Annotated in this window: 22 protein-coding genes; 4 read left to right on the forward strand and 18 right to left on the reverse strand. The window is 71.9% G+C overall.

Annotated elements, in window-relative coordinates:
- Positions 1–243 precede the first annotated feature (243 nt).
- From ACFYZS_RS05720 to ACFYZS_RS05760, 9 genes are all read right to left on the reverse strand, one after another.
- Positions 244–1,008, reverse strand: a complete 765-nt coding sequence (locus ACFYZS_RS05720) for an ABC transporter ATP-binding protein (RefSeq protein ID WP_389007174.1) — start codon at positions 1,006–1,008, stop codon at positions 244–246.
- Positions 1,005–1,859 carry an ABC transporter ATP-binding protein gene (locus tag ACFYZS_RS05725; RefSeq protein WP_389007176.1) on the reverse strand — a complete coding sequence of 285 codons (855 nt, stop codon included), beginning with the start codon at positions 1,857–1,859 and terminating at the stop codon, positions 1,005–1,007. The genes ACFYZS_RS05720 and ACFYZS_RS05725 overlap by 4 nt, the downstream gene beginning before the upstream one ends.
- Positions 1,856–3,229, reverse strand: a complete 1,374-nt coding sequence (locus tag ACFYZS_RS05730) for a branched-chain amino acid ABC transporter permease (RefSeq protein ID WP_389007178.1) — start codon at positions 3,227–3,229, stop codon at positions 1,856–1,858. Before ACFYZS_RS05730 ends, ACFYZS_RS05725 begins: the two co-directional genes overlap by 4 nt.
- Positions 3,226–4,146, reverse strand: coding sequence for a branched-chain amino acid ABC transporter permease (locus ACFYZS_RS05735; RefSeq protein WP_389007180.1), 921 nt, complete (start codon positions 4,144–4,146; stop codon positions 3,226–3,228). The genes ACFYZS_RS05730 and ACFYZS_RS05735 overlap by 4 nt, the downstream gene beginning before the upstream one ends.
- Positions 4,147–4,152: 6 nt before the next feature.
- The gene (locus ACFYZS_RS05740; RefSeq protein WP_389007182.1) at positions 4,153–5,340 is read right to left on the reverse strand and encodes a branched-chain amino acid ABC transporter substrate-binding protein; all 1,188 of its coding nucleotides are present in this window, start codon (positions 5,338–5,340) and stop codon (positions 4,153–4,155) included.
- Between the two features lie 233 nt (positions 5,341–5,573).
- Complete coding sequence (locus tag ACFYZS_RS05745; protein WP_389007184.1) at positions 5,574–7,628, reverse strand: hypothetical protein; 2,055 nt, start codon at positions 7,626–7,628, stop codon at positions 5,574–5,576.
- Positions 7,629–7,665: 37 nt separating this feature from the next.
- Entirely contained in the window at positions 7,666–8,010 is a 345-nt protein-coding gene (locus tag ACFYZS_RS05750; protein ID WP_389007185.1) for a hypothetical protein, read from the reverse strand.
- The gene (locus ACFYZS_RS05755; RefSeq protein ID WP_389007187.1) at positions 8,007–9,470 is read right to left on the reverse strand and encodes a PrsW family glutamic-type intramembrane protease; all 1,464 of its coding nucleotides are present in this window, start codon (positions 9,468–9,470) and stop codon (positions 8,007–8,009) included. Before ACFYZS_RS05755 ends, ACFYZS_RS05750 begins: the two co-directional genes overlap by 4 nt.
- Complete coding sequence (locus tag ACFYZS_RS05760) at positions 9,467–9,838, reverse strand: hypothetical protein (protein WP_389007189.1); 372 nt, start codon at positions 9,836–9,838, stop codon at positions 9,467–9,469. Before ACFYZS_RS05760 ends, ACFYZS_RS05755 begins: the two co-directional genes overlap by 4 nt.
- Positions 9,839–10,164: 326 nt before the next feature.
- Between ACFYZS_RS05760 and ACFYZS_RS05765 the strand changes: the two genes are divergently transcribed.
- Positions 10,165–11,739 carry an alpha/beta hydrolase gene (locus ACFYZS_RS05765; protein ID WP_389007191.1) on the forward strand — a complete coding sequence of 525 codons (1,575 nt, stop codon included), beginning with the start codon at positions 10,165–10,167 and terminating at the stop codon, positions 11,737–11,739.
- A gap of 75 nt (positions 11,740–11,814) precedes the next feature.
- Here the strand turns inward: ACFYZS_RS05765 and ACFYZS_RS05770 are convergent, their stop codons facing one another.
- The 4 genes from ACFYZS_RS05770 to ACFYZS_RS05785 form a co-directional block, all read right to left on the reverse strand.
- The gene (locus ACFYZS_RS05770) at positions 11,815–12,981 is read right to left on the reverse strand and encodes a copper resistance D family protein (RefSeq protein ID WP_389007193.1); all 1,167 of its coding nucleotides are present in this window, start codon (positions 12,979–12,981) and stop codon (positions 11,815–11,817) included.
- A gap of 94 nt (positions 12,982–13,075) precedes the next feature.
- A complete protein-coding gene (locus tag ACFYZS_RS05775) occupies positions 13,076–14,092 on the reverse strand; it encodes a hypothetical protein (protein ID WP_389007195.1) in 1,017 nt (338 codons plus the stop codon).
- Positions 14,093–14,146: 54 nt separating this feature from the next.
- The gene (locus tag ACFYZS_RS05780; RefSeq protein ID WP_389007197.1) at positions 14,147–14,776 is read right to left on the reverse strand and encodes a phosphatase PAP2 family protein; all 630 of its coding nucleotides are present in this window, start codon (positions 14,774–14,776) and stop codon (positions 14,147–14,149) included.
- Complete coding sequence (locus ACFYZS_RS05785; protein ID WP_389007199.1) at positions 14,773–15,444, reverse strand: DedA family protein; 672 nt, start codon at positions 15,442–15,444, stop codon at positions 14,773–14,775. Before ACFYZS_RS05785 ends, ACFYZS_RS05780 begins: the two co-directional genes overlap by 4 nt.
- Before the next feature lie 150 nt (positions 15,445–15,594).
- Between ACFYZS_RS05785 and ACFYZS_RS05790 the strand changes: the two genes are divergently transcribed.
- The 3 genes from ACFYZS_RS05790 (at position 15,595) to ACFYZS_RS05800 (ending at position 17,729) form a co-directional block, all read left to right on the forward strand.
- Positions 15,595–15,969: a BlaI/MecI/CopY family transcriptional regulator gene (locus ACFYZS_RS05790; protein ID WP_389007201.1), complete on the forward strand. Its 375-nt coding sequence runs from the start codon at positions 15,595–15,597 to the stop codon at positions 15,967–15,969.
- Positions 15,966–16,928 carry a M48 family metalloprotease gene (locus ACFYZS_RS05795; RefSeq protein ID WP_389007203.1) on the forward strand — a complete coding sequence of 321 codons (963 nt, stop codon included), beginning with the start codon at positions 15,966–15,968 and terminating at the stop codon, positions 16,926–16,928. Before ACFYZS_RS05790 ends, ACFYZS_RS05795 begins: the two co-directional genes overlap by 4 nt.
- Positions 16,929–17,096: 168 nt before the next feature.
- Entirely contained in the window at positions 17,097–17,729 is a 633-nt protein-coding gene (locus tag ACFYZS_RS05800; RefSeq protein WP_389007205.1) for a hypothetical protein, read from the forward strand.
- 6 nt (positions 17,730–17,735) lie between these two features.
- Here ACFYZS_RS05800 and ACFYZS_RS05805 read toward each other — a convergent pair whose 3' ends face one another.
- From ACFYZS_RS05805 to ACFYZS_RS05825, 5 genes are all read right to left on the reverse strand, one after another.
- Entirely contained in the window at positions 17,736–19,151 is a 1,416-nt protein-coding gene (locus ACFYZS_RS05805) for an MATE family efflux transporter (RefSeq protein WP_389007206.1), read from the reverse strand.
- Positions 19,152–19,157: 6 nt separating this feature from the next.
- Entirely contained in the window at positions 19,158–20,189 is a 1,032-nt protein-coding gene (locus ACFYZS_RS05810; RefSeq protein WP_389007208.1) for a cysteine synthase family protein, read from the reverse strand.
- A gap of 83 nt (positions 20,190–20,272) precedes the next feature.
- Positions 20,273–21,616, reverse strand: coding sequence for a Y4yA family PLP-dependent enzyme (locus tag ACFYZS_RS05815; RefSeq protein ID WP_389007210.1), 1,344 nt, complete (start codon positions 21,614–21,616; stop codon positions 20,273–20,275).
- Positions 21,607–22,596, reverse strand: a complete 990-nt coding sequence (locus ACFYZS_RS05820) for an ornithine cyclodeaminase family protein (RefSeq protein ID WP_389007211.1) — start codon at positions 22,594–22,596, stop codon at positions 21,607–21,609. Before ACFYZS_RS05820 ends, ACFYZS_RS05815 begins: the two co-directional genes overlap by 10 nt.
- 46 nt (positions 22,597–22,642) lie before the next feature.
- A complete protein-coding gene (locus ACFYZS_RS05825) occupies positions 22,643–23,629 on the reverse strand; it encodes a TauD/TfdA family dioxygenase (RefSeq protein ID WP_389007213.1) in 987 nt (328 codons plus the stop codon).
- Positions 23,630–23,855 lie beyond the last annotated feature (226 nt).

Below are 23,855 nucleotides of genomic sequence, written 5' to 3' on the forward strand. Positions count from 1 at the left end.
GGAGCGGCTTCCGGAGCCGGCCCCTCGGGGGGGGCGGCTCAACTGCTCACCGAGGGGCGGTCGTTGGCCGGAACGCGGTCACGGCCACCGCGGAGCGCGTCGGGAGACGCGAACGCCGCCCCCCGAGCTCGGCGAGCTCGAACGGGCGGCGGAGAGGGCATGCGCGGCAGCGGATGCCGCCGTCTTCACGGCACCCGCCACGGAGACCCCGCGGCGGGTGGGGTGGGGGTGGTCGGACGGGTGTCAGGAGGTGGTCTCGCCGAGATAGGCGGCGCGGACGCGGGGGTCGTCGAGGAGGTCGTGTGCCGGGGCGTGCATGGTGATCCGGCCCGTTTCCAGGACGTAGCCGCGGTCGGCGATCCTGAGGGCCTGGGCGGCGTTCTGTTCGACCAGGAGCACCGTGGTGCCCTGGGCGTTGATCTCCTTGATGATCTCGAAGATCTGGGCCACGACCAGCGGTGCCAGGCCCATCGACGGCTCGTCGAGGAGCAGCAGTTCGGGGCGGCCCATCAGGGCGCGCCCCATGGCGAGCATCTGCTGCTCGCCGCCGGAGAGGGTACCGGCCTGCTGGGTGCGCCGCTCGGCCAGGCGGGGGAAGAGGGCGAACACCCGGTCCAGGTCCTCCTGTCGCAGCCGCTTGAAGCGGTAGGCGCCCATGTGGAGGTTCTCCAGGACCGTCATGTCGGGGAAGACCCTGCGGCCCTCCGGCGAGTGGCCGATGCCGAGCCCCACGACCGAGTGGGAGGGGATGCCGTCGATGCGCTCCCCGTGGAACCGCACCGCTCCCGCAGTGGGTCTGTGCAGGCCGGAGACGGTGCGCAGGGTGGTCGTCTTGCCGGCGCCGTTGGCGCCGAGCAGTGCGACCACCTCGCCCTCGCGCACGACCATGTCGACGCCCCCCAGCGCGCTGATCGCACCGTAGGACACGTGCAGATCGGTGAGTTCCAGGATCGCTCGCGCCGGTGTGGTGGCGGCGGTCCGGTGCTGGTGCCGTGTCGCGACGGTCATCGGGTGTCCCCCTGCCGAGAGTTCGTTTCGCGGACGCCGAGGTAGGCCTCCACGACCCCCGGGTCGCGCTGTACCGCGGACGGCGAGCCGGAGGCGATGACCTTGCCGAAGTTGAGCACGGTCACCCGGTCGGCCACCGAGGTCACCAGGGGCATGTCGTGCTCGATCAGCAGCACGCTGATGTCGAGTTCATGGTTGATGCGGCGGATCAGCGCGGCCAGTTCCCGCTTCTCGGTGGGGTTGGTGCCCGCCGCCGGCTCGTCCAGGAGGAGCAGCCGGGGGCCGGTGGCCAGCGCCCTGGCGATCTCCAACCGGCGCTGGTCGCCGTAGGACAGGGAGTCGGCCCGCTCCTCGGCCCGGTCGTCGAGGCCCACCAGTGCGAGCAGGCGCCGGGCCCTTTCCTCGGCGGCGCGTTCCTCCGCCTTCGCCCGGGGCAGGCCCAGCATGATGGCCAGCGGTCCGGAGCGGGTGGCGCTCTCGGCGGCGACCTTGACGTTCTCCAGCGCGGTCAGGGCGGAGAAGAGGCGGATGTTCTGGAAGGTGCGGGCCACGCCGAGCCGGTTGATGTGGTGGGGCTTGCGGCCGAGCAGGCTGTGTTCCGTACCGGCGTCGGCCCGCAGGAGTACGCGCCCCTCCTGCGGTGTGTAGGCGCCGGTGAGCGAGTTGAACAAGGAGGTCTTGCCCGCGCCGTTGGGGCCGATCACCGCGTGGATCTCGCCCCGGCACACCGTGAGGTCCACTTCGGAGAGGGAGACCAGGCCGCCGAAGCGCAGGGTCACGCCCGATACCTGCAGGACGGGAGCGGAGGCGGGGAGTGCCGGTGCCGTGCGTTCTGCGAGTGTGGTCGTCATGATGCCTCCCGCGTGCGGACGGTGCGCCTGCGGCGCCTGGCGGGCAGGAGTCCCTGCGGACGGTAGATCATCATGACCACCAGCAGGGCGCCCAGGTACATGAACCGGTCCTTCTGGTCCACCACGTCCTTCAGGCCGTGCGGCAGATAGGCCAGCAGTGCGGCTCCCAGCAGGACGCCGGGGATGGAGCCCATCCCGCCGAAGATCACGTAGGCGAGGACCAGCACCGAGTACAGCAGCGGGAAGTTCTCGGGGTTGATGAAGCCGACCTTGCTGGCGTAGACGGCGCCGGCGACTCCGGAGGTGGAGGCGCCGATGGCGAAGGCCATCAGCTTGTACTTCACCGTGTCCACGCCGTGCGCGGCCGCGGCGACCTCGTCCTCGCGGATGGCCTCCCAGGTGCGTCCGATCTTGGAGCGCACCAGCTTGCGGAAGAGCAGAACCAGGCCCGTGATCAGGCCGATGAGCAGCCACAGGTAGTCCAGCGGGTCCAGGCCCCAGCGGTACTGGACGGGGCCGAGGTCCACGGAGAAGTGCGGGATGCCGAAGACCCCGAGGGAGCCGCCCGTCACCGATTCGGCGTTCTTGGCGATCAGGTAGATGATCTCGTGGAAGCCGAGGGTGACGATGGCGAGGTAGTCGCCGCGCAGGCGCAGGGTGGGGGCCCCGAGCAGGATGCCCGCGAGGAGGCAGGTGACCATCGCGACCGGGATGGACAGGAACGGGTTCAGCTCGAACGGCGGCTTGACGGGCAGCTGTCCGCTCCAGAAGGCGGTGCTGTAGCTGCCGATCGCGAAGAAGGCCACGAAGCCGAGGTCGAGCAGGCCGGCCCAGCCGATCACGACGTTGAGGCCGAGGGCGAGCAGGATGTAGATGCCGACCCAGTCGACCAGTACCTGGTTCGTGGACCGGTCGAACAGCAGCGGCAGGAGCACGGCCGCGGCCAGCCCGGCCACGACCAGCGCCACACGCAGCCGGGGGCGGCTCTCGAGCGCCGGGCGGATCCGGGTCAGCGGCGCGGCGGCGGCCCTGGCGCCGACGGCCACGGCGCGGCGCGGGGCGGCGCCGAACTCGGCGACGGCCCAGAGGGCGAAGGCCGCGGCGATCCAGGCCCACAGCGCGGTTCCGGTGAAGGTCGTACGGAGGGAGAACAACAGGTCCGCTCCGGATCCCTGCTCCCCGGTCATCACTGCGAGCAGGACGCCGACGGCGGTGAGGGAGCACAGCCTGCGCCAGCGCGGACGCCGGTACCAACGGACCCTGCGCAGGGCCGCCAGGGCCTCGGCGGAGGGGCGGCCGGCGGCGGCAGCGGCCGGGGCCGGGGCCCGCCCGGGGGCCACCGCCTTGGTGTCGTGCAGCACGGTGCTCATGCCGTCCTCCCGAGCTTCGCGCCGAGGATGCCGGTCGGGCGGAACATCAGTACGACGACCAGGACCGCGAAGGCCGCGACGTAGCGCCATTCCTCGCCGAACAGCGGAACGTTGTAGGTCTCGACGAGGCCGAGGAGCATCCCGCCCAGCATGGCTCCGCGGATGTTGCCGATGCCACCGAGGACGGCCGCGGCGAAGGCCGTGATGCCGGGGATGAAGCCCATCGTGAACGAGACCTGGCTGTTGAGCCCGAAGAGGAATCCGGCGATTCCGCCGAGGACCCCGCCGATCACGAACGTACGGGAGACGATCCTGTCGATGTCGACGCCCATCAGGCCCGCGGCCTCGGGGTCCTGTGCGACGGCGCGGATGGCGGAGCCCAGCTTGGTGCGGCGCACCAGCAGGTCCAGGCCCACGATCATCGCCAGCGCGGCGACGATCAGCAGCAGCTTGACGACGTCGACCGGTGCCCCGAGGACGTGGAAGAGCACGCCGTTGTCGAACAGCGCGGGCATGGCCTTGGGGTCGCGTCCGAAGAGCTTGCCCGCGAGGTTGTAGAGGAAGAACGAGGCGCCGATGGCGCTGATCAGGAAGATCAGCGCGGGCGCGTTGCGCTTGCGCAGCGGCCGGTAGGCGACCTTCTCCAGACCGAAGGCGGTGCCCGCCCCGACCAGGCCGGAGACGACCAGGCCGAGGAGGACCAGCAGGACGGAGACCAGTCCGGAGGGGTGGCCGGGGGCGACCTCGGTGAGCACGATCAGCGCTCCGAAGCCGCCCAGCATGAACACCTCGCTGTGCGCGAAGTTGATCAGCTTGAGCACGCCGTAGACCAGGGTGTAGCCGATGGCGATCACGGAGTACAGCGCGCCGAGGGCGAGGCCCGGGACCAGGTAGTCTCGGAATTCCAGGAGTGTCATCGGTGGTCAGCCCGCGCTCACCAGCGTGTCGACGTCGCCCTTGAGGGTGATCCGGCCGCCCTTGACCTCGCTGAGGTAGATGCCGTTGCCGGCGAACTCGCCGTTCTCCTTGAACGAGAACTGCCGGGTGAGGCCCTTGTAGGTGGCCTTCTTCACCTTCTCCAGGACGGCTTCGCGCCGCACGTCGCCACCGTCGCCGCCGCCGAGCGACTTGATCTGCTCGATGATGAGGTTGGTGGCGTCGTAGGACTCGGCCGCGTACAGGCCGGGCGCGGCCTTGTACTCCGTCTTGTAGTCCTCGGCGAACTGCTTGGTGCCCGGGTCGACATTGGCGTCCAGGCACTGGCAGGTCAGCAGCCAGCCCTCGGCGGCGTCGCCGGCCAGCTCGGTGAACTTCTTGTCGTACGTCCCGTCGCTGGCGATCTTCGGCTTGTCGAAGCCGACGTCCTTGAGCTTCTTGGCGAAGGGCGCCGCGTCCGAGTAGAGCCCGTTGTAGACGAGCGCGTCGGCGCCGGAGTGCTTCACGGCGGTGGCGGCGGCGGTGTAGTCGGGGGTCTTCGCCGGGACGCTGGCCTTGACCACCTCGACGCCGGCCTCCTTGAACTGCTTCTCGGCGACCTTGGACAGGCCGACGCCGTACTCGCTCTTGTCGTCGACGACGTAGACCTTCTTGGTCTGGAGCTGCTTGGTGAAGTACGTGACCATGGCGCCGCCCTGGGCGTTGTCGTTCGGGACGGAGCGCACGAAGGAGCGGAAGCCGAGCTCCGGCAGGCCGGGGTTGCTGGCGTGGGAGACGGAGACCAGGCCTGCCTCCGAGTACAGCCGGCCCGAGGCCTTGGCCGCACCGGAGAAGGCGGGGCCGACCAGGCCGAGGACGCTCTCGTCGTCGATGAGCTTCTGCGCCGCGGCCGGGGACTGGTCCGGGGAGCCGGCGTCGTCGGAGGGTGCGTACTCGACGTGGAAGGGCAGGTCACCGCGGGCGTTGGCCTGCTTGACGGCCAGCTTGACGCCGTTCTCCATGTTCACGCCGATCGCGGAGCTCTCGCCCGTGAGCGGACCCTGGAAGCCGATCTTGTAGATCGCCTTCCCGTCGCTGCCGACGGCGGCGGCACCGCCGCCCTTGTTGCAGCCGGTCAGCGCGGTCGCCCCCGTGACGACGAGTGCGACGAACATCGACAACTTGATGCGGTTCACTTCTGCTCCCTGCGGCTGTCCGTGGATTGACAGGGGCGGCTTGCTCTACCCCCCGAAACCGCACGTCGATCGCGTGCGACTGGGGCACAGTAGTCAGCGGTGCCGCGCAGGGCCGCGGGTGCGTTTTCAGAGCTGTCAGGTCCGCGAGGAGCTGTCAGGTACGAGGACGTACGGGCACGGCCGGTGGCGGCCGGCCGCGCCCGCGTACGTCTTCTCGCGCGGCCGGGCCGCCTTCACCCGGCGGTGCGGCCGCCACGTCGGCTCCGGAAGCCGAACAGGACGCCCACGAGGGCGAGCAGGAGAAGCGCCAGCCACGGACCGTTCCCGCCCGTCAGCCTGGTGGCGTCGTCCTTGAGCCCGTCCCAGACGCTCTGCTCCGGCGCCCGGACGGAGCCGCCCAGCCAGACCGAACCGTCAGGCGTGGTGACCGGTTTGGCGGCGGAGCCCTGCGCAGCCTGGGTGACCTGCGGGTACCGCTGTTGCACTTCGGCCGCGCCCACGGTGGTCAGCCGGACGTTCGTCAGGTCGGCCCCGCCGTAGACGTACCGGGTGACGCGTCGGACACCGCCGTCGGTGGTCTCCCGCGTGACGTCGAACTCCTTCTCGCGGTACGAGCGGACGTAGTCGTCGAAGACCTGCTTGGGCCGCCAGGTGCCGTCCAGCTTGGCCGGCCCCAGGTCCTTGGAGTCGATGATCTTGTCGAACGAGGTCCGGTGCCCCTGTTGGTGCCGCTCGCGGACCCACTGCGCGATGATCCGCGCCATGAAAGCGCGGCGCAGGGGTGCGTACTCCGGCGCGGAGTTCACCGCCTTCACCACCTCGGGCAGCACGAGGGTGCGCTCCAGTTCCTCGTTGCGGGCGTCGGTGGCCGGGTCGGAGGTGCACGGTTGGGAGTACGGGTCGTCGATGTGGTCCGACTTCGTCTTCACGTCGAGCAGCGCCTTGAGGATGTAGAGCGACCCGCCGTCCTCGCGCACCTCCACCTGCCCGGGCACGATCCACATCCGGGCGGAGAAGCAGAGCGAGCCGTCCGCCCCCGGCTGGATCTGCTGCCAGTACTTCGCCCCCGTCTCCGAGTCGGGGTGCAGGATCTTCGCCTCGGTGCGCTTCATCTGGAGGTCCGCCTCCAGCATGGCCTTCCCCGCGTTGGTCTCCCCCAGGGCGGGATCGACGATGCGGTCCGGTTCGGTGGGGTTGAGGTTCACCCAGAACTTCTGCGGGTCGAGCACCAGCCAGGTCCGCAGGTCGTCGCCCTGGTTCTCGACCATGCGCACCCCGAGCCCGGCGTCCTGCTGGTAGCCCTCCGGCAGCGCCTGCGAGGAGTACGCGTACCGCACCCCGCCCGGGCCGTCGGAGAAGTAGCGCATCTCCAGCGTCGAGAAGTCCACCCCGCCGTAGGCCGTACCGGACGGTGCGAGCGCCTGGTCCAGTGCCCCCGGCCGCGCACTCCCGTCCGCCTGGCCGCACGGACCCGCGGCCGGGCGCAGGGACATCGCCATGACGGTCCGTCCGCCGCCGCTCCCCATCGAGATGCACTGGGAGGCCTGGCTGCCCGGCACCGGCAGCGCCGCCTTGGCTTGCTTCTCCTTCTTCTTCCGCTCCGCCCTGAGCTGGGAGAGGCTCTGACTCGTGATGGCCGCCACCCGGTTCGCCGAAGCCTTCTTGTCCTGGCTGGTCTCGTACGGCGTCCCGGACTTGAATTTCTCCTCGGGGATGCTGCTGGTGAGCTTCTCGCAGGGCCCGCAGCGGCCCCGGTCCGAGTATCCGGCGACCGCCTTCGCCTTCAACTGGTCGATCGCCTTGGCCCGCAGACCGAGCACTCCGAGGACGGTGTTCAAGATCTTGTCGTAGATGACCGACTCGGAGTGGTTCCAGCCCGGGTCGTTGACGGCGGCGAACTCCAGCAGTGGGCCGTCCCCCGCGATGCCGATCTCGTCGAAGAGCGCCTCATTGCCCTCGCGCCTGAGCAGCCGGCCGTAACCGGTGTAGTAGTCGGTCTTGGTCGGGTCCTCCCCGAACGTCCTGGTGATCGACTCCAGATGGAGCGCGCGGAGGTCGGTCAGGTCGAACCAGATGACGGCGAGGTTGCGCGTGCCGTCCTCCATCTTGAGCCGCTCGTGGGCCTCGATGCCGGCCCGGCTGATCGGGTTCGCCAGGAGCTCGCGCGCGATGTCCGCGAACTCGCCCGCGACCTCGGACGGGCCGGGAGACGGCGTCGGCGCCGCCCACGCCGGAGGTACGGGCAGGCCGACGGACAGCAGCGCGACGGCCAGCACCACTGCTCGCACGCAGCGGCTCCACCTGCCCGGCCCCGGGCGCCGGACACTACTCACCGGCATGGCCACGTCCGTCCTCCGGCGGGATCACACCCGCGGCGTCCAGGTATTCGGTCAGTGCCGGGCCCGAACCCATGGCCTCCTCACCCCGCCGGTAGGCGCGGCGGCTCGCCACCGCGAGGGCGCCGAGGACCAGCACGGCGACCCCGCCCGCCCCGGCGAGCGAGGTGCCGGTCGAGCAGGTCCGGTGACGGCCCAGATCACCGATGTCCATGGACGGCTTGTAGCCGATGCCGACCACGCAGGCCGAAGCGGGCGGGGCCGACAGCAGTGTGCTGCAGGCGAGCAGGGCGGCGGCCCCGGCGATCCGCGCGGCGGCTCGACGGCCCGTCATGAGCCGGCCCCCGTTCGTACGCCCTTCAGCCGCAGTATTCGTGCGCGCAACTCGTCTCCCTGTGCTTCGAGGTCCGGATTTCCCTGCACCCGCCGGCTCACGAGCTCCAACTGCGCGCTGTGCAGGCGGTGCAGCCGCAGGGCCGCCTGCCGCCCGTACCGGCGACCGGTATGCGCCACCGCCCAGAGGCGCAGCGTGGGTGAGACCAGGACGGGCTCCTCCGCCCGCGTGACGGCCGATTGGCCTGTCGCGGCCTCCGCTGCCGTCGCGGCCCGCAGGGCCGTGCCGCGCCCGCGCAGTCCGAGCACCAGGAGCACCACGGCCAGTGCCATGAACGGCAGTTGCGGGAGCAGCCAGAGCAGTGGCGAGACCACCAGGGTGTCCATCGCGCTGCCGGTGTCGACGTGGCCCCGCAACTGCGAGGACAGCCACCCGGAGAGCGTCTCGGCCGCCGTGGCCCCGCCTGCCGCCGCCACCAGGGCCGCCGAGGCGACCAGCCCGCGGCGCTGCGCCCGGGCCGCGAGCGCGAGGCCGGCTCCCAGCAGCGCCCCGAAGACCACCTGTCCGCCGAGCAGGCCGACCGACTGCCGGATCCAGTACTCGAAGCCGCCGGTCGTCCCGAAGAAGGAGCCGAACGAGCCGTAGATCTTGATGAACAGGATGCTCTCCACGAAGCTGTAGCCGAGCCCTACGGCGGCGCCGAGGGTCAGGCCGGTCACCGCGTCGGTGACGGGGTACCGGAACAGCAGCAGGAGCAGCAGCACACCGGCCGCGATGACGAGTGCGTTGACCACGCCGAGGTGCACGATCACGAGGTCGATGGTGCGGAACTGATTCCTGGCGAACTGGCCGAGGTCGCTGCCGGAGGGGCTCAGGTAGCCGTTGATGGTGGCGAACGCGAGGCCGGTGTAGGCGCGGCCGAGACCGAAGACGATCAGTGCGCCCCAGCCGAACGCCGCCAGCAGCGCGGCGAGCGGCACCCGGGCGAACCGCACCCCGGCGCGCAGCAGGAGCAGCACGAAGGCGGTACTGGGCAGGCAGGCCAGCGTCACCGGGAAGTACTCGACCACCACCACCAGCGGGATCAGTCCGAACGGCAGCAGCAGGAACGCCAGCGTCACCCATGTCAGCACCGCCGCCCGCCGGTCGGGCTGCCGCGTGACGGCGACGAACACCTGGATCAGGACGCCCACCACGATGCCCGCCAGCACGCTCCAGAAGACGGCGCGCGGCATCGACAGCACCCGGTCGAGCGAGCCCGGGAAGCCCGGCATCCTGGCGAGCTCGGGCGGCAGCTTGTAGAAGATCGACAGGGCCGGTTCGTCGGGCAGCAGCCGATGGCGGGTCAGGTTCCCCAGCAGCTCGACCAGGTACAGCGCGATGGCGCCACGGGCGATCAGCAGTGCCCTCGCGGTGGCCGCCCGGTCGTCCCGGAGGGCCTGGAACACGCGTCCGTTCACGATCCGCCTCCCGGCAGGCCGGGGAGGGCGGGCATGGATGTGGGGAGCCCGGGGAAATCGGTCGGGAAGTCCGTCGGGAAGTCCGTCGGGAAACCGGACGGGCGGCCCGTCGGAAAGTCCGTCGGGAAGCCCGTCGGGAAGCCGGACGGGAGACCCGTCGGGCGGCCCGTCGGCAAGGACGTCGGCAGCGAGGGCAGCTTCGGCAGCTGCGGGACGCTCACGTCGTTGGCTCCGGAGAGGTCGATCACCAGCGTGGCGGCCAGGAGCACCGCCCCGAGGAGCCCTGCGCCCAGCACCACCCGGATCTGGCGGCCTGGCGGGCCGCCGGGGGCGGGCTCGGGGACGGGTTCGGGCAGCGGTTCGGTCACGCCAGACTCCACTCACCTGGACAGCAGCAGCACACGTCAGGTCCCGGCGCACAGCCGCGGACGCATCGACAGGACGCTACGAGGGACCGATGAAATCGCCCTGAAACGGTGTCGCGCGGTGCCGCCCCGCACACGGCCGGGCCGGAGGGGGAAGGAGCACCGATCCATGGCGTCACGTTCCCGGTACGCGCCGTGGCCGTGGCCCCGCCTCAGCCGGCCCCGGCTCGCAGGCGGCCACGAAACGCGGTTGGGTGGGTGGAGAGGGGCGTGCCCCCCGGCGGGCCCGGCGCCGCGGTACTCCCCCGCACCCGACGGAGGTGGGCGCCATGCCCGGACCCGGACCGACATCCGCCCGTGGCCGCCGCGCCGGCGCAGCCCTCGCCGTGACGGCGGCGATCTGCTCGACGGTCCTCGCCGCCCCCGGATCCGCCACCGCGTACGGGCCGCCGTCCCCCTCGGCGAGCGTCCCGCGGCTGGACTGGAGCCCCTGCACGCCGGACAGCCCGTACGACTGCGCCACCGCCCGGGTCCCGCTCGACCACGCCGATCCAGCCGGCCGCACCATCGACCTGGCCGTCGTCCGGCGCAAGGCGAGCGACACCGCCCACCGCATCGGCACCCTCTTCGTGAACCCGGGCGGTCCCGGCGGCCCGGGCACGGTACAGGTGCCGCAGAACTTCGACGCCCTCCCGAAGACGCTGCGGGAGCGGTTCGACATCGTCAGCTGGGACCCGCGCGGCATCGGCAGCAGCACGGCGGTGAACTGCTTCGCCGACGCCGCCGAGGCCGAGGCCTGGGGCAAGACCAAACCGACCGGCTTCCCCGTGGGCGAGAAGGAACGGAAGAAGTGGATCGCCGCCTACGAAGACCTCGGACGGCGCTGCGAGAAGCGCGACCCCGCCCTCCTGCGCCACGTCTCGACCACCGACACCGCCCGGGACCTGGACCTGCTCCGCCGGGCGGTGGGCGAGGAGCGGCTCAACTACCTCGGCGTCTCCTACGGCACCATCCTGGGCGCCACCTACGCGAACCTGTTCCCCGACAAGGTCCGCGCCATGGTCCTGGACAGCAACATCGACCCCAGGGCCTGGACGAACGACGCCCGCCCGGTCGCGGAGACCACGACCCACCTGCGCATGGGTGCCGACCGTAGCGCCGCGGCCACCCTGCACCGGTTCCTCGACCTGTGCGGGTCGGCCCCCACGGACCGCTGCGCCTTCTCCGCCGGCACTCCGCAGGGGACCCGCGACAAGTTCGACCGGCTGATGCAACGCCTGCGGGAGCGCCCCGTGGGCCCGTGGACGTACGCCGCGACGGTGGCCGACACGGTGAGCAGCCTCTACATCGTGGACCCCGGATGGAAGGACCTCGCCGCCCGCCTGCAGGAGCTGTGGCGGGGCAAGGCGCCGAAGCCGCCCGTGTTCCCCGCCCCTCCCCCCGTCGCCGATCCCTCCCCGTACCTCGGGGAGGAGCAGGCCTCGGCCGTGTGGTGCGGCGACAGCCCCAACCCGCGCGATCCCGCCGCGTACCAGCGGCTGGAGGAGGACAGCGCACGGCGGGCGGGCGACGCCGGCCGCTACTGGACCTGGTCGGGAGAACCGTGCGCCACCTGGCCGGCCCGGGCGGCCGACCGGTACGAGGGCCCGTGGAACACGCCCACGGCACACCCCGTCCTGGTGGTCGGCACCAGGTACGACCCCTCCACCCCCTACGCGGACGCCGAGGCCATGGCGAAGGAACTGGCCGGCGCCCGCCTCCTCACCCACGAGGGCTACGGTCACACGGCCCTGTTCAACAACGCCAGCAGCTGCGTCAACGCGTACGAGAGCCGCTACTTCGTCGACGGCACGCTCCCGCCCCCGGGGACGACGTGCCGGCCGGACGAACAGCCCTTCTCCTGAAGGCGGAGGGCAGCAGGGCGCCCAGGCCCTGCGTCGACGGCACCGTGACGCGGTCGCACCCCGGACCGCGAGCTGTCAGGCCGCGGCGGGGGCCGCGCGCCGGGCGAGAGCGTCGGAGGCCTTGACGGTGACGTAGAGGGAGGCCGCCAGGGTGACGACGAGCAGCGCGCCCACCGCGAAGACGCTGCCGGTGGAGACCGCGGACGGGCTTCCCGCCTCGGAACGGGCGGAGCCGCTGAGGAAGGGGACCACCGCCAGGACCGCGATCCCGAGGACGACCTCGCCCCAGACGACCTTGGGGAAGTGCCGCAGGGTCAGGTGCAGGAGCGAGGAAGCGTCGTCGTCCTGGCGGGCCTTGACGATGCGGGGCATCAGCCAGAACTGGTTGACCGCGCCGGCCGCCACCATGCCGAGCACGAGGAGGATCTTGACGAGCAGGAAGAGTCCGTAGGTCGTCGTCCACAGCTGGCTGACGGAGCCCACGTGCTTCCAGCTCAGCCACAGTCCGGAAGTGAGCACCGCGCCGACGCAGACGAGGGCGACGAGCGAGAAGCGCCGCCAGATGTCGGCCCACAGCAGGCCCGCGTCCTCGCCCAGCCGGCGGCGGGAGGTGGCGAGGACGGCGAGGAAGGCCAGGCCGCCGACCCAGACCACGCCGCTGACGATGTGGACTTGGCCGAACACCAGGTCCAGCACCTTCTCCGCGTTCTTGGGGGCGGTGGCCGGCACGGCCGCGATGAGCGTCACCGCGAGGCTCAGCGGCAGGGCCGTCAGCGCGACGGTGTTGAGGTGTCGCCGCGCACGCGGCAGGAACAGTGCGATCAGGACGGCGGAGGCGAGCAGCAGCACGGTGTTCTGGACCAGGTAGATCGTGCCCTGGGCGATCCAGGCGTCCTTGCCCGCCGGGGCCCGGAGGAAGTCCCAGATCCGGGCCGGGGAGAGCGCGTCGCCGAACGGCATGCCCTTTCCGGCCCGGGCCAGCCGGGCCGCAAGCTGGAAGTAGCCGGCGACGAGCAGGACCACCCCGGCCCAGGCCAGGTAACTCGCCGTTCTTCGTCTGGTGACCGCCACGTCGTCGCCGTGACTCGTCGACTCGCGCAGGGATGGACGCACCGATGCCGCGTAGGTGACCGTCGAGCCGATGGCCCCGGACAGGCCGATGAAGTAACCGGCCTTGGTGAGTACTCGCCAGGACGCGGGCATGGTGTAGTCGGCCGAGGCGGCCAGATGTATGAATTGCATAAAGTGAGGCTAGCCTAAGTAAAGCAAGCCTCACCTACCTCGACCCCGGACATGGTGGAACCTTTACCGACCCTCTCGTACGGCGGCCCGTGCGTCAGGACGCCGGCCGGTGGAGCCAAGGTGCGCTGGTTGCCCAGAACATGACGTCCGCGCCCAGGCGCCGGCCGCCGAAGTCGACGAACTCCTCCTTGGTGTAGGGCTTGCCGGTCGAGGGGTTGGTGTACTCGAAGTCCGGTTCCTGCACCGCCATCGCCACCATGGGGAGCTTCCCGCGATACCGCTCGAAGAAGGGGTAGGAGTTCTCCATCTGCGCCGGACGGTTCGGCAGCACGTCGGGTCCGCCGAGACCCACTCCGTGGGCCTCGGCGAATGCGAAGGCCCTCTCCATGTAGCCGTGGTCGTTGTTCCACTCACCGGGCCAGAAGTTCACGTACTGGATGAACCGCGTGCGCTTGAAGACCTTGGCGCCGAAGGCCATGTTGTCGAGTTCGGCCCGGAAGTACGACTCGTCGGTGTAGCCGGTGCGGTCCTTGGCCAGGTCCACCTGGGTGGCGGTCTCCGGAAGGTTCACCCCCGCGAGCCGTCCGTCGAAGCGGTCGGCCAGCGCCGCGAGCAGGCTCTGGAAGCGCCGGCGCACCTCGGGGTTCCACTGGGCAGCGACGGCTCCGGGTTCGCCGGGGCCCAGTCCGCTCTCGTTCGTGGTCGGCGCGGCGCCGCCGGCGTACACGGGGTCCGTGAGCAGGTAGTTCGGGAGCCGTGTGGGGGCGCTGAAGAAGCGGTCCTGTACCTGGACGAACAACTTCTTGTGGCGTGCCTGGAGGGTGGCGAGGGCCTCCTCGATCGCGGAGAAGTCGTACTGGCCCTTCGTCGGTTCCAGGGCCTTCCACGCCACGACCACCTGGGCACCGGCGATGTCGGGCCGGTCGAGCAGGGGCTTGACCTCGGTGTCGAAGTCCCCGATCGAGGAGTAGAGGTACTGGGCCGGGACTTGGGGCCGGGCCGCGCGCCCGGAGCCGCCGGGAGCCGCCGCGGCCGCCGGCGCGAGCGCGGTGTGTGCGAGGGCCGTGGCAAGGAGAGCGCCGAGCAGGGCGGACAGTCGTCGGGTCGTCATGGACGGCGACAGTAGGGAGCACTCCTAAGAAGATCTTAAGAGCACCGCGACGGGTCACGCGTGGACCAGGGGCCTCAGACGCGTCCGTGACAGCCGCGTGGCCGCGGCCTCGGCGTGACGGGACAGCAGCGGGGCCAGGGTTCCGGCGACGAGGGCGCCCAGGACCAGCCCGACGGCGATGTCGTGCGGGTAGTGCGCACCCACCCAGACGCGGGACACGCCCATCGCCGTGGCCGCGATCGCGGCCACGGCACCGAGGCGTACCGATACACACCAGATCGCGGCGGCCGCGGCGGCCGCGAGGGCCGCGTGGTTGCTGGGGAAGGACCAGTCGCCCGGCGCCGGGCACGCCTCCGGGGTGACGACGCGGATGGACTGACAGGGGCGGCTTTCGTGCAGCAGCGGCTTGAGGAGGGAACTGACGCCGAAAGCCGGCACGGTCAGGAGGGGCGCCGCCAGGGCGATGACGGCTTGGCGGGGCCGTTGATGCCGGGCCCGCTGCCAGGCGAGCAGCATGAGGACCGCGAACAAGGCCGGACCGTGGGTGGAGTACGCGCCGATGAGGCTGTCGAGCCAGGCCGGTGCGCGGTGGGCGGCGTCGACGACGTCCAGGTAGCTGTTCGCGTCGAAGACGGCGGCGGCCGGTGCGGGCGGGGCCGGAGCGGTCACGGAAGGCGCCGTCACGCGTTGCCTCCCGCCCGACGGGCCCGGTGCGAGCGCAGGAGCTCGAGGCCGACCGGTACGAGGGAGAGGGCGACGATCACGGCGATGATCGGCAGGAGGTAGCGGTCGACGTCGGGCACCGAGGCGCCCAGACCGTAGCCGGCGAGGACCAGGCCGACCGTCCACAGCAGTCCCCCGAGGATCTGCCACAGCGCGAAGGTGCGGGCCGGCACCGCCAGGACGCCGGCGAGCGGGTTCAGTACGGTCCGCACGATGGGAAGGAAGCGGGCCAGCACGATCGCCTTGGCGTGGCCGTAGCGGTGGAGGATGTCCGCGGCGCGGTCGGCGCCCTCGCGGATCTTGCCGGACTTGGCACGGGCCAGGAACGCCGGCCCGGCCTTGCGGCCCAGCAGGTATCCGGTCTGGGCACCGGCGAGGGCTCCGGTCGCGGCGGCGAGGAGCACCCAGGGCAGCGAGAGGTGTCCGGGCCCGCCGGCCGAGCCGGCGCACAGCAGTCCGGCGGTGAACAGCAGCGAGTCGCCGGGCAGGAAGAAGCCGACGAGCAGGCCGGTTTCGGCGAAGAGGATGACGGCGATGCCCAGCGTGCCGAAGGCGGCGAGCAGGGACTGGGCGTCAAGCAGGTTCACGGCGAGGTTGACCGGTGTCGCGGCTGCGTGCGCGATCGGCATGGGCGAGCCCCTTCTGCTGGGCGGGTACGGGCATGCGTCCGGAGGGACCTGAACACCCGAAGGCGCATGCCGGCGGCGAGCGCCTATCCTGTCTACAAGACAGTAGTCGGTCTACTGCACTGTAGACGTCATTTGAGTGGAGGGGGTTCCGTGACGGACTCCGTGGGCGAGCGCAGACCCGCCGGCGAGCTGGAGGCCAGCGTGCTCGCGGCGCTGTGGGCGGCCGACGGACCGCAGTCGGCCGCCCAGGTCAGAGCGGCGATACCGCAGGAGCTGGCGCGGACCACCGTGGCGACGCTGCTGGGCAGGCTGTGCGAGAAGGGGATGGCGGGACGGCGGCCCGGAGGGCGCGGATTCCTCTACTTCGCCGTACAGGATGCCCACGGCCTGGCCGCACGGCGCATGCACCGGGAGCTCGATCAAGGAGCCGGGGACCGCAGTCTCGTCCTGGCCCGCTTCGTCGAGGGACTCGACTCCCACGACGAGGCCGAACTGCGCCGGCTTCTGGACGAGGCGCGCCCGTGATCGCGCTGCTCCTGCTCCCCCTGTTGCTGCCCTGGGCCCTGCCGCCGCTGGCACGCCGTACGGCCGAGCGGGTGCGTCCGGACATCGCCCTGCGCGCGATCACCGGCGCCGCGGCGGCCCTGGCCCTCGGCGTCGTGGCCTGCCTCGGCGCCCTGCTCCTGCCGCTCGCGCTCCACGTGCCCGCGCTCGCCCGCCTCGCACACCTCCTCCAGCCGGTCCAGGCGGGCCCGGCGGTCCTCGCGTTCGGCTCTTCGGCACTGGCGGCCGGCGCACTCGCCGTATGCGCGATCGCCGGGGTGCGGGGCACCGCGGCGGAAGTCGGTCGGCTGCGCGCGGCGCACGAACGCGTGGCAGGACTGCCGGAGGCCGGGGGCATGTGCGTCCTCGACGAAGACCGGCCGGACGCCTTCGCGCTGCCGGGGCTGCGGGGCGCGGGCCGGATCGTGGTGACCGCGGGCATGCTCCGCGCCCTGGACCCGTCGGAACGGGAAGCCCTCCTCGGTCACGAGCGCGCCCACCTGGCCGCCCGCCACCACCTGTTCCTGGCCCTCGCGCAGCTCGCCGGCTGGTGCCATCCGGCGCTGGCCGCGGTCGTCCCCGAGGTCTCCTTCGCCGCCGAGCGCGCCGCGGACGAGGCCGCCGCCCGGGCCTGCGGGGACAGGCGGCTGGCCGCGCGAGCCGTCGGCCGGGCGGCCCTTGCCGCCACTCCCCGCCGGGACGGAGCGCGGCAGCCGACCCTGGCGGCCGGTGGAACCACGGGACCGGTGCCCGCACGGGTCAGGGCCCTGCTCGCCGAGGGTCCCGTACGGCGGGTGATCCCCGCCGCGCTGGCGATGGCGCTGCTGTGCACCGCGGCGGGTGCGTCCTCCCTCGCCGGGAGCATCTGGCTGCACCGCGGGGTGGAGATCGCACAGGGCGAGCACCCCTCCGACCGGGGCGAGTCCACCGGAGCGCCCTGAACGCAGAGGATCCTTCCTTCAGTGACTACATTTATGTAGACTCCGGTGGCCCTCTTCCTCCTCCCCCGACGCGCCGAGCGGGCCACCCCGGCGGCCGCGGTCAGCGAGCCGCCACGCAGGTGGGGGCACCACACGACGGCGGGACGGGCACGCGCGAGGGGGAGGGAAGTGTACGAACCGAAGGAGCCCGGTCCCGCGTCGGCCCAGGTTCCGCCGCAGGCGCGCCGGGTGATCGGCTGGCTGGAGGACCGGGGCACCGTCGAGCAGGTGCTGCAGACCTCGCTCGGAGAGCTCCCGAGCGAGCGCGATGTCGCCCTCGCACGGATGGGGGACGTACTCCAGGCCACCGCACAGGGCCTCTCGCGGCGGGCCGCAGCCGTGTGGGCCAACATCCCCGAGCACGTTCTGCAGGGTTGGATCGACCAGGACCCCGCCTTCGCGGCAGCTCTCGACGCCGCGGCCCACCTGGCGGCCGCGCACGGAATCCGTCCGGGGAAGCAGAGCACGCCCGCCATGCTCCGGGTCCTCCTGGTCGCCATGGGCAAGGGGACCACCAAAACCGACGCCATGGCGCTGGCAGGCTTCCGCCACACGGAGTTCCGTGCGCTGCTCAAGGCCTCGTCCGCGCTCGAGGACCTGTTGGAAGCGGCACGTCGCGTACGGCCTCCGAAACCTCGCGGCACCTACGTACCGGGGAAGTACCGCCCTCGCCGACCCGGGAGGAAGCCACCGCCCCGAGGGGCGTTCCGTCTCGTGCAGCGCGGCGCTCCCGAAGCACCACGCGACGACACCGACGTGTGAGCCCGGTCAGATGCCCGCCTCGGCTGCGGCGGGCGAGGCCGCCGCCCGGGCGTTCAGCGCCGTGCTGTACCGGCGCAGGAGCAGGACGGCGGTGGTGGCGAGGCCGATGAGCAGGCCGATCCACAGGCCTCGGGTGGCGCCGCCGAGGGGGTAGGCGAGGATCCAGCAGGCCGGCAGGCCGACGGCCCAGTAGCCGATGAGCGTGATGCGGAAGCCGCTCCTGGTGTCGTCCAGGCCGCGCAGCAGGCCGACGCCGATGTTCTGCGCGCAGTCGAAGAACTGCAGGACGGCGACGACGGCGAGCAGGCCGGTGGCGATCTGCAGGCCCTGCCGGTCGGCTTCGACCGCGGCGTCGAAGTAGGGGCGCAGTACGAGCCGGGGCGCGGCGAGGTAGAGGATGCCGACGAGCGTGGTGGCGACGGCTCCGCAGGCCAGGGCCGTGTTCTTGATGCGTCGGGCGGCGGGGTGGTCGCCGAGGGCGAGTTCGCGGCTGACGTTGATGGAGGCCGCGTGCGAGAGGCCGACCGCGACCTGGAAGACGATGTAGATCAGCTGGTTGACGGCCGTGTGGGCGGCGAGCGCGGCCGCGCCGAAGCTGCCGGCGAACAGGGCGGTGACGAAGAAGAACCCTGCTTCGGAGCCGTAGGTGGCGGCGATGGGCGTACCCAGGCCGAGCAGGCGGCGCACGGTCGGGGCGTCGGCGCGCCAGAAGTCCAGGCGCATGAGCGGGGCGAGCCGGGCGTCGCGGCGGGCGGAGAGGTGGAGGGCGAGGAAGGACAGCAGGTGGACGCTGCTGGTCGCGACACCGATGCCGGTGAGGCCGAGGACGGGCAGGCCGAAGGTGCCGTGGATGAAGACCCAGTTGAGGGCGGCGTTGACGGCGACCGAGGCCAGGGTGATCCGCAGGAGTGCCTGGGGGCGGCGCATGCCGACGGTGAACTGTCGTATCGCCTGGAACCACAGGCAGGGGACCAGGCCCGGGGCGAGCGCGGCCAGCATGCCCTGGGCGCGGTCGGCGACGACTGCGTCCTGGCCGAGAAGGGTGGCCGCCTGTCCTGTGAGGATCATCAGGACCGCGCCGGCGATTCCGGCGAGGGTGGCGACCGCCATCGCGGCGCGGACCAGCGCCCGTACCTCGCCCTCCCCTTCCTCCGCGTCGGCTTGACCGGCTTTCTCGGCGCGGGCTGCCGCGGCCGCCACCTGGTTGCCGACCGAGGTGACGAGCCCGACGCCCATGGTGCGCAACTGGTTGAAGACGACCAGCGCGAGGCCGCCTGCGGCCAGGGCCTCGGTGCCGAGCAGGCCCATCATGACGGTGTCGGTGGTGGTGAGCGCGACCTGGGCGAGCTGGGTGAGGGCGAGCGGGACCGCGAGGGCGGCCAGGGCGCGGCTGTCGCGGGCGAGGGTGGTGAGCTGGGGCATGGGGCGTCAGTTCCTGCGGAGTTTGGTGAGGGTCTCTTCGACCTCGGCCTCGACGACCGGGTCGAGGAGATCGCGGGCGTTCATCCAAGCGTCGTTGAAGACGGTGTCCATGTACTTCTCGCCGCCGTCGTTGACGAAGGCGACCATCACACTGTCGGGGGCGAGATGGGGCAGTCGGGCCAGGGCCTCGTGGACGACGCCGCCGGCCGAGCCGCCGATGAGCAGGCCGCACTGGCGGGCGACGGCGCGGGCGGTGGCGAAGGCTTCGACGTCGCCGACCTTGGCGCCTTCGTCGATGAGGTCGTAGTCGACGAGGAGTCCGATGGTGGCGCCTTCGGGGGTGCCGGTGCCGGACTGGTAGTAGTCGTGGGCGGGCGGGCCGAAGGCGATGGAGCCCTTGGGCTCGACCCCGATGACGGTCAGGTGGGGGACGGTCTTCTTCAACTCCCGCGCGCTGCCGCACAGTCCGCCGCCGGTGCCGACCGCGCCGATCAGGACGTCGACCCGGTTGTCCAGGGCCTGGGCGATTTCGCGGCCGACGTCGTGGTAGCCGACCGCGTTGCTGGGGTTGTTGTGCTGTTCGGTGAAGAAGGTGTTGTCCTTGCCGCGGGCCATGTCCTCGGCGAGTTCCTCGCGGGCGGCGGTGTGGAGTTCGTCGCCGTCGCTGTCGGCGTCGACGTAGACGAGTTCGGTGCCCATGGCCTTCATGCCGCGCAGTTTGTCGGCGGCGGCATGGTGGTCGACGACCGCGGTGAAGCGGTAGCCGCGCTCGGCGGCGACGACGGCCAGGCCCAAGCCGGTGTTGCCGGAGGTGGACTCGATGATGTGGCCGCCCTCGCGGAGTTCGCCGCGTGCTTCGGCGTCGTCGACCATCTGGCGGGCCATGCGGATCTTGGCGCTGCCGGTGGGGTTGAACATCTCCAGCTTCAGCAGCAGGCGGGCGCCGTTGTCGGCGCAGGCGAGCTCGTACAGCGGGGTGTAGCCGATGAGATCGGATATGCGATTCACCACTGGCGGGCGGTTCAGGGCATCGGTCATGGCGTGAGGGCTCCGTGGGGACGGGCGGACGTGGGCGGGTCGGTCGGGTCGGGGACGCAAACGCGGGCGCGGGCGCGGGCGGTTCAGCGGTCGAGGCGCCAGCGAGGACGGCCCGTGTCCTCGGGGAAGTCGACGACGACCTTCGGCGGCAGTGGCAGCTCGTGGAAGGGCGACTCGTTGGAGTCCATCTGGTAGCCGGCGGTGTTCGGGTAGACGAGCAGATCGCCGGCCCGGGGGCGGACCGGGAAGGCGATCTTGCGCCAGGTCAGGAGGTCGGAGTCCAGGCAGCTCGCCCCGGCGATGCAGGCCCGGTACGGCGCGCGGTCGTCGGGATGCCCGGTGCCGGCGGACAGCAGCCGGGGGTCGGGGAGGTATTCGCTGTTGAACCACTGCTCGGACAGGCTCAGGCTGGTGCCGTCGACGGTGACGATCCCGTACCCGTCCCGGTCCTTGACGCCCTGGACCGTGAAGACGGATGATCCGGCCCGGTCGAGCAGCGCGCGGCCGGGCTCGAGCAGCAGCATCACCCCGGCCTGCCGCAGGCGCTCCGCCAGACTCCCGTCGGCGCCCGGGGGGCGGGCGGCGAGGACGGCGGCGAGGGCGTCGGCACCGGCGACGGGCGAGTGGTACGGGTAGAAGTCGCCCTCCGCGAACGCCTTGCCGGCGTGGTAGTCGGCGGGGCCCTGCCGCTCGAGGAAGCCCCGCCAGGCATCGGCGGGTACGTAGTCGACGGCGAACCCGCCACCGATGCTGATCCGGTCGGCCTGCAGGCCCGGCACCCGCGCCTTGAGGCACAGGTCGACCAGGTCTCCGGCGAGGTCGGCGCGCTGCTGGACGTCGTATCCGGACAGGTGGAAGCTGAAGCCCTCCATGCGGACCCGGTCGCCGGCCTCGGCACAACCGCGCATCGCCCCGTCGAGATCCTCCTCGCCGAGGCCGAAGCGGCTCCCGGGCTGCGCCGGCGGGTGGACCCGCAGCAGCACCCTGGGGGGCCGGGACAGGCGGAGGGTGAGGACGCGGTCGAGTTCGTCGAGGGCGTCCACGGCGATCAGGGCGCCCTGCTGCGCGGCGACCCGCAGCAGGGCGTCCGGCTTTGCCGGGCCGGTCACGACGAGGTCCTCACCGCGTACCCCGTGTCCCAGTGCCTCGCGGAGTTCACCGAGGGAGGCGACGTCGACCCCCGCGCCCTGTGCGGCGCAGCGCTCGATGAACACGGCGGCCTTGTTGGCCTTCTTCGCGTAGTAGACGCGCCCTTCGACCCCTGCGTCGGCCAGGACGCTGCGGAATGCGGCCAGGTTGGTCCCGAAGGCCTCCGGCAGCAGGTAGTGGAACGGGCCGCCGAGGCCGTGGGCGAGCTCGACGAGGAGTCCACTGGCGTGCAGTCGGTCGGCGAGCGGATCTCCATGGGCGGGCAGGGTCAGCGCCACAGGGCCACCTCGGTCCCGAGCTTCTGCTCGGCGGCGAGCTGGGCGAAGCGGTGTCCGAGCGCGATGTCGGTGACGACCAGGCCGCTGTTGTAGGCGAATATGCGCTGCTCGGCCGAGGTGCGGGCCTTGGACGCGCCGGAGATGACGACCGGCAGTTCCACGTCGACCGGGGGCAGGTTGCCTTCGGCGTCGGCCATGTCGGTACCCGTGACGCGCATCTGGGCCTCGCTGGTGGCGATGATCCGGTCGGCGCTGTGCAGCGTGGAGGGGGCCAGGCCGTGACCGACGAGGATCGCGGTCGCACCGGGCCGCAGCCGGCCCGCTTCGATGGCCGCGGGGGTGTGGGCGCCGGCGGTGGCGACGATCACGTCGGCGTCGCGGGCCGCGGCCGGGAGGTCGGCGACCAGTTCCACGTCCCGGTCGGGGAAGTGGCGGGCGAGTTCGGCCCGTACGGCGGCGATGCCGTCGGGGTGGGTGCCGGACAGCAGCAGGCGGTCCAGGTCCGGCAGGGTGGTCAGCAGGAAGGGCAGCGCGAGCCTCCCTTGTGTGCCGGTGCCGATGACCAGCGCCGTCGTGGCACCGGGCGCGGCGCACTCGCGGGCCAGGAGCGCGGAGACGGCCGGGGTGCGCAGGGAGCCGATGCGGGAGCAGTCCATCATGGCCACCGGCAGGCCGGTGACGTCGTCGTAGATGGTCAGGGTCGTGTAGTAGTGCTGCTCCTCGCGGCCCTTGTCGAGGCCGTGCTTGTACGAGGTCTTGATCGCGACCACGTCGCGGACGCCGTCGCGGCCGAGCATGGCGTAGGAGACGGAGTGGCCGTCCTCGGGCTTGACCGTGAGCTTGCGCGGGTTGTCCGACTTGCCTGCCGCGAGGGTGCGGTAGGCCTGCTCGACGGTGTCGACGACGTCGGCGAGGGAGATGTCCAGGCCGGCGAGGTCACTGGTGGACAGTACGCGCAGGGTGGTGTCGTCCCGGTCCATGAAGGGGCCCTTTCGAAGTGGTGGTGGGGCGGGTGGAGCGGGTGGGTCAGACGGCCCAGGCGGTGAGGGCGGCCTGACCGTAGCCGTGCTCGTCGTGCTCGGCCGGGGGGCGGGTGGGACGGCCTTCGACGCGGACGGAGGCCCGCTTGAGCCAGCGGTCGGTGCCGTCGTAGCGGGCTCGGAACGGCACGCGGCCGTGGACGACGATGTCGTTGTCGACGACCAGGACGTCGCCGGGTTCCAGGCTCACCGCCACCGACACGCGGGCCAGTTCCTCCTCCAGGCGCCCGTATGCCGCTCGCCAGGCCTCGTCGGCCTCCTCCATCGGCGTGTAGGCGGGGTCGAAGCGCAGGGTCAGACCCTCGGGGGTGCCGAAGAGGGCCGGGACGGGGGCGGGCCGGCCCGCGAACCGCCGGGCCTGCTCGTAGGCGTCGTCGGGCAGGATCGGCACGACCGGCCGCTTGAGCTGCTCGACGTCCTCGTCGGCCAGGCGGGTCAGCCGGATGCTGGCCGCGGTGGTGGCGATGTCGTCGTGGTTGCGCATGCAGCACAGCAGGAGCAGGTGGGCGCGTCCGGGGTGGAAGGCGTCCTCCGTGTGCGGCGTGAGCAGCACCGAGCTGGAGGCGCCGGTCTGCGCGCTCTCGTGGCCGGGCGAGGGGACGATGTTGTGCACGAACCGGCCGTCCTGCTGGCCGTCCCAGGCGATCGGGGTGCCCATCAGCGCCGAGACCAGCAGCAGGACCACGTCCCAGACCGCGCCGGCCTCCGCGACGGCCGACCAGTGGCCGGGGGTGGGCCCGAGTCCGGTGTCGTCCGGGCGCAGACCGCGCAGTACGAACAGGCCGTCGGCGGTGTCGACGGGCCGCAGCGCGTTGCGTACGTCGTCGCCGAGCCGGGCACATGACGCGGGCAGCGCCGCGAGCAACTCGGGTGAGGTGGCGGTGCCGTGGTCGGCGAGCAGCTTCGCCGCGAGGGCGATGAGTTCGTCGGCGGCAGCGGCGTCGAGAGGGCGTACGGGGGCAGGCGTGGGCACGGTGGCACCTTCCGGGGCAGGACAAGGCCGAGCGCGGGCGTGCGGCAGCGCCGCACCGGCTCGAAAGCGGCGGGAAGAACGCGGAAGTCGTGGGTCCGGCGCGGCTCGGGGGCGCTGCCGAACACCAGGAACGTAACAACGACCGGAAGGTAAGGCAACCCTAACCAAAATGATCGACTACATAAACGTAGTCTCAGTTTTGACCGGATTCACCACATTGGAAGAA

It is taken from the genome of Streptomyces sp. NPDC001903 (assembly GCF_042891345.1).
GTDB lineage: Bacteria > Actinomycetota > Actinomycetes > Streptomycetales > Streptomycetaceae > Streptomyces.

Coding starts and splice junctions, on each gene's coding strand:
- ACFYZS_RS05720 (WP_389007174.1), bottom strand. CDS start 1,008: ATGACCGTCGCGACACGGCACCAGCACCGGACCGCCGCCACCACACCG.
- ACFYZS_RS05725 (WP_389007176.1), bottom strand. CDS start 1,859: ATGACGACCACACTCGCAGAACGCACGGCACCGGCACTCCCCGCCTCC.
- ACFYZS_RS05730 (WP_389007178.1), bottom strand. CDS start 3,229: ATGAGCACCGTGCTGCACGACACCAAGGCGGTGGCCCCCGGGCGGGCC.
- ACFYZS_RS05735 (WP_389007180.1), bottom strand. CDS start 4,146: ATGACACTCCTGGAATTCCGAGACTACCTGGTCCCGGGCCTCGCCCTC.
- ACFYZS_RS05750 (WP_389007185.1), bottom strand. CDS start 8,010: ATGACGGGCCGTCGAGCCGCCGCGCGGATCGCCGGGGCCGCCGCCCTG.
- ACFYZS_RS05765 (WP_389007191.1), top strand. CDS start 10,165: ATGCCCGGACCCGGACCGACATCCGCCCGTGGCCGCCGCGCCGGCGCA.
- ACFYZS_RS05770 (WP_389007193.1), bottom strand. CDS start 12,981: ATGCAATTCATACATCTGGCCGCCTCGGCCGACTACACCATGCCCGCG.
- ACFYZS_RS05775 (WP_389007195.1), bottom strand. CDS start 14,092: ATGACGACCCGACGACTGTCCGCCCTGCTCGGCGCTCTCCTTGCCACG.
- ACFYZS_RS05785 (WP_389007199.1), bottom strand. CDS start 15,444: ATGCCGATCGCGCACGCAGCCGCGACACCGGTCAACCTCGCCGTGAAC.
- ACFYZS_RS05805 (WP_389007206.1), bottom strand. CDS start 19,151: ATGCCCCAGCTCACCACCCTCGCCCGCGACAGCCGCGCCCTGGCCGCC.
- ACFYZS_RS05810 (WP_389007208.1), bottom strand. CDS start 20,189: ATGACCGATGCCCTGAACCGCCCGCCAGTGGTGAATCGCATATCCGAT.
- ACFYZS_RS05820 (WP_389007211.1), bottom strand. CDS start 22,596: ATGGACCGGGACGACACCACCCTGCGCGTACTGTCCACCAGTGACCTC.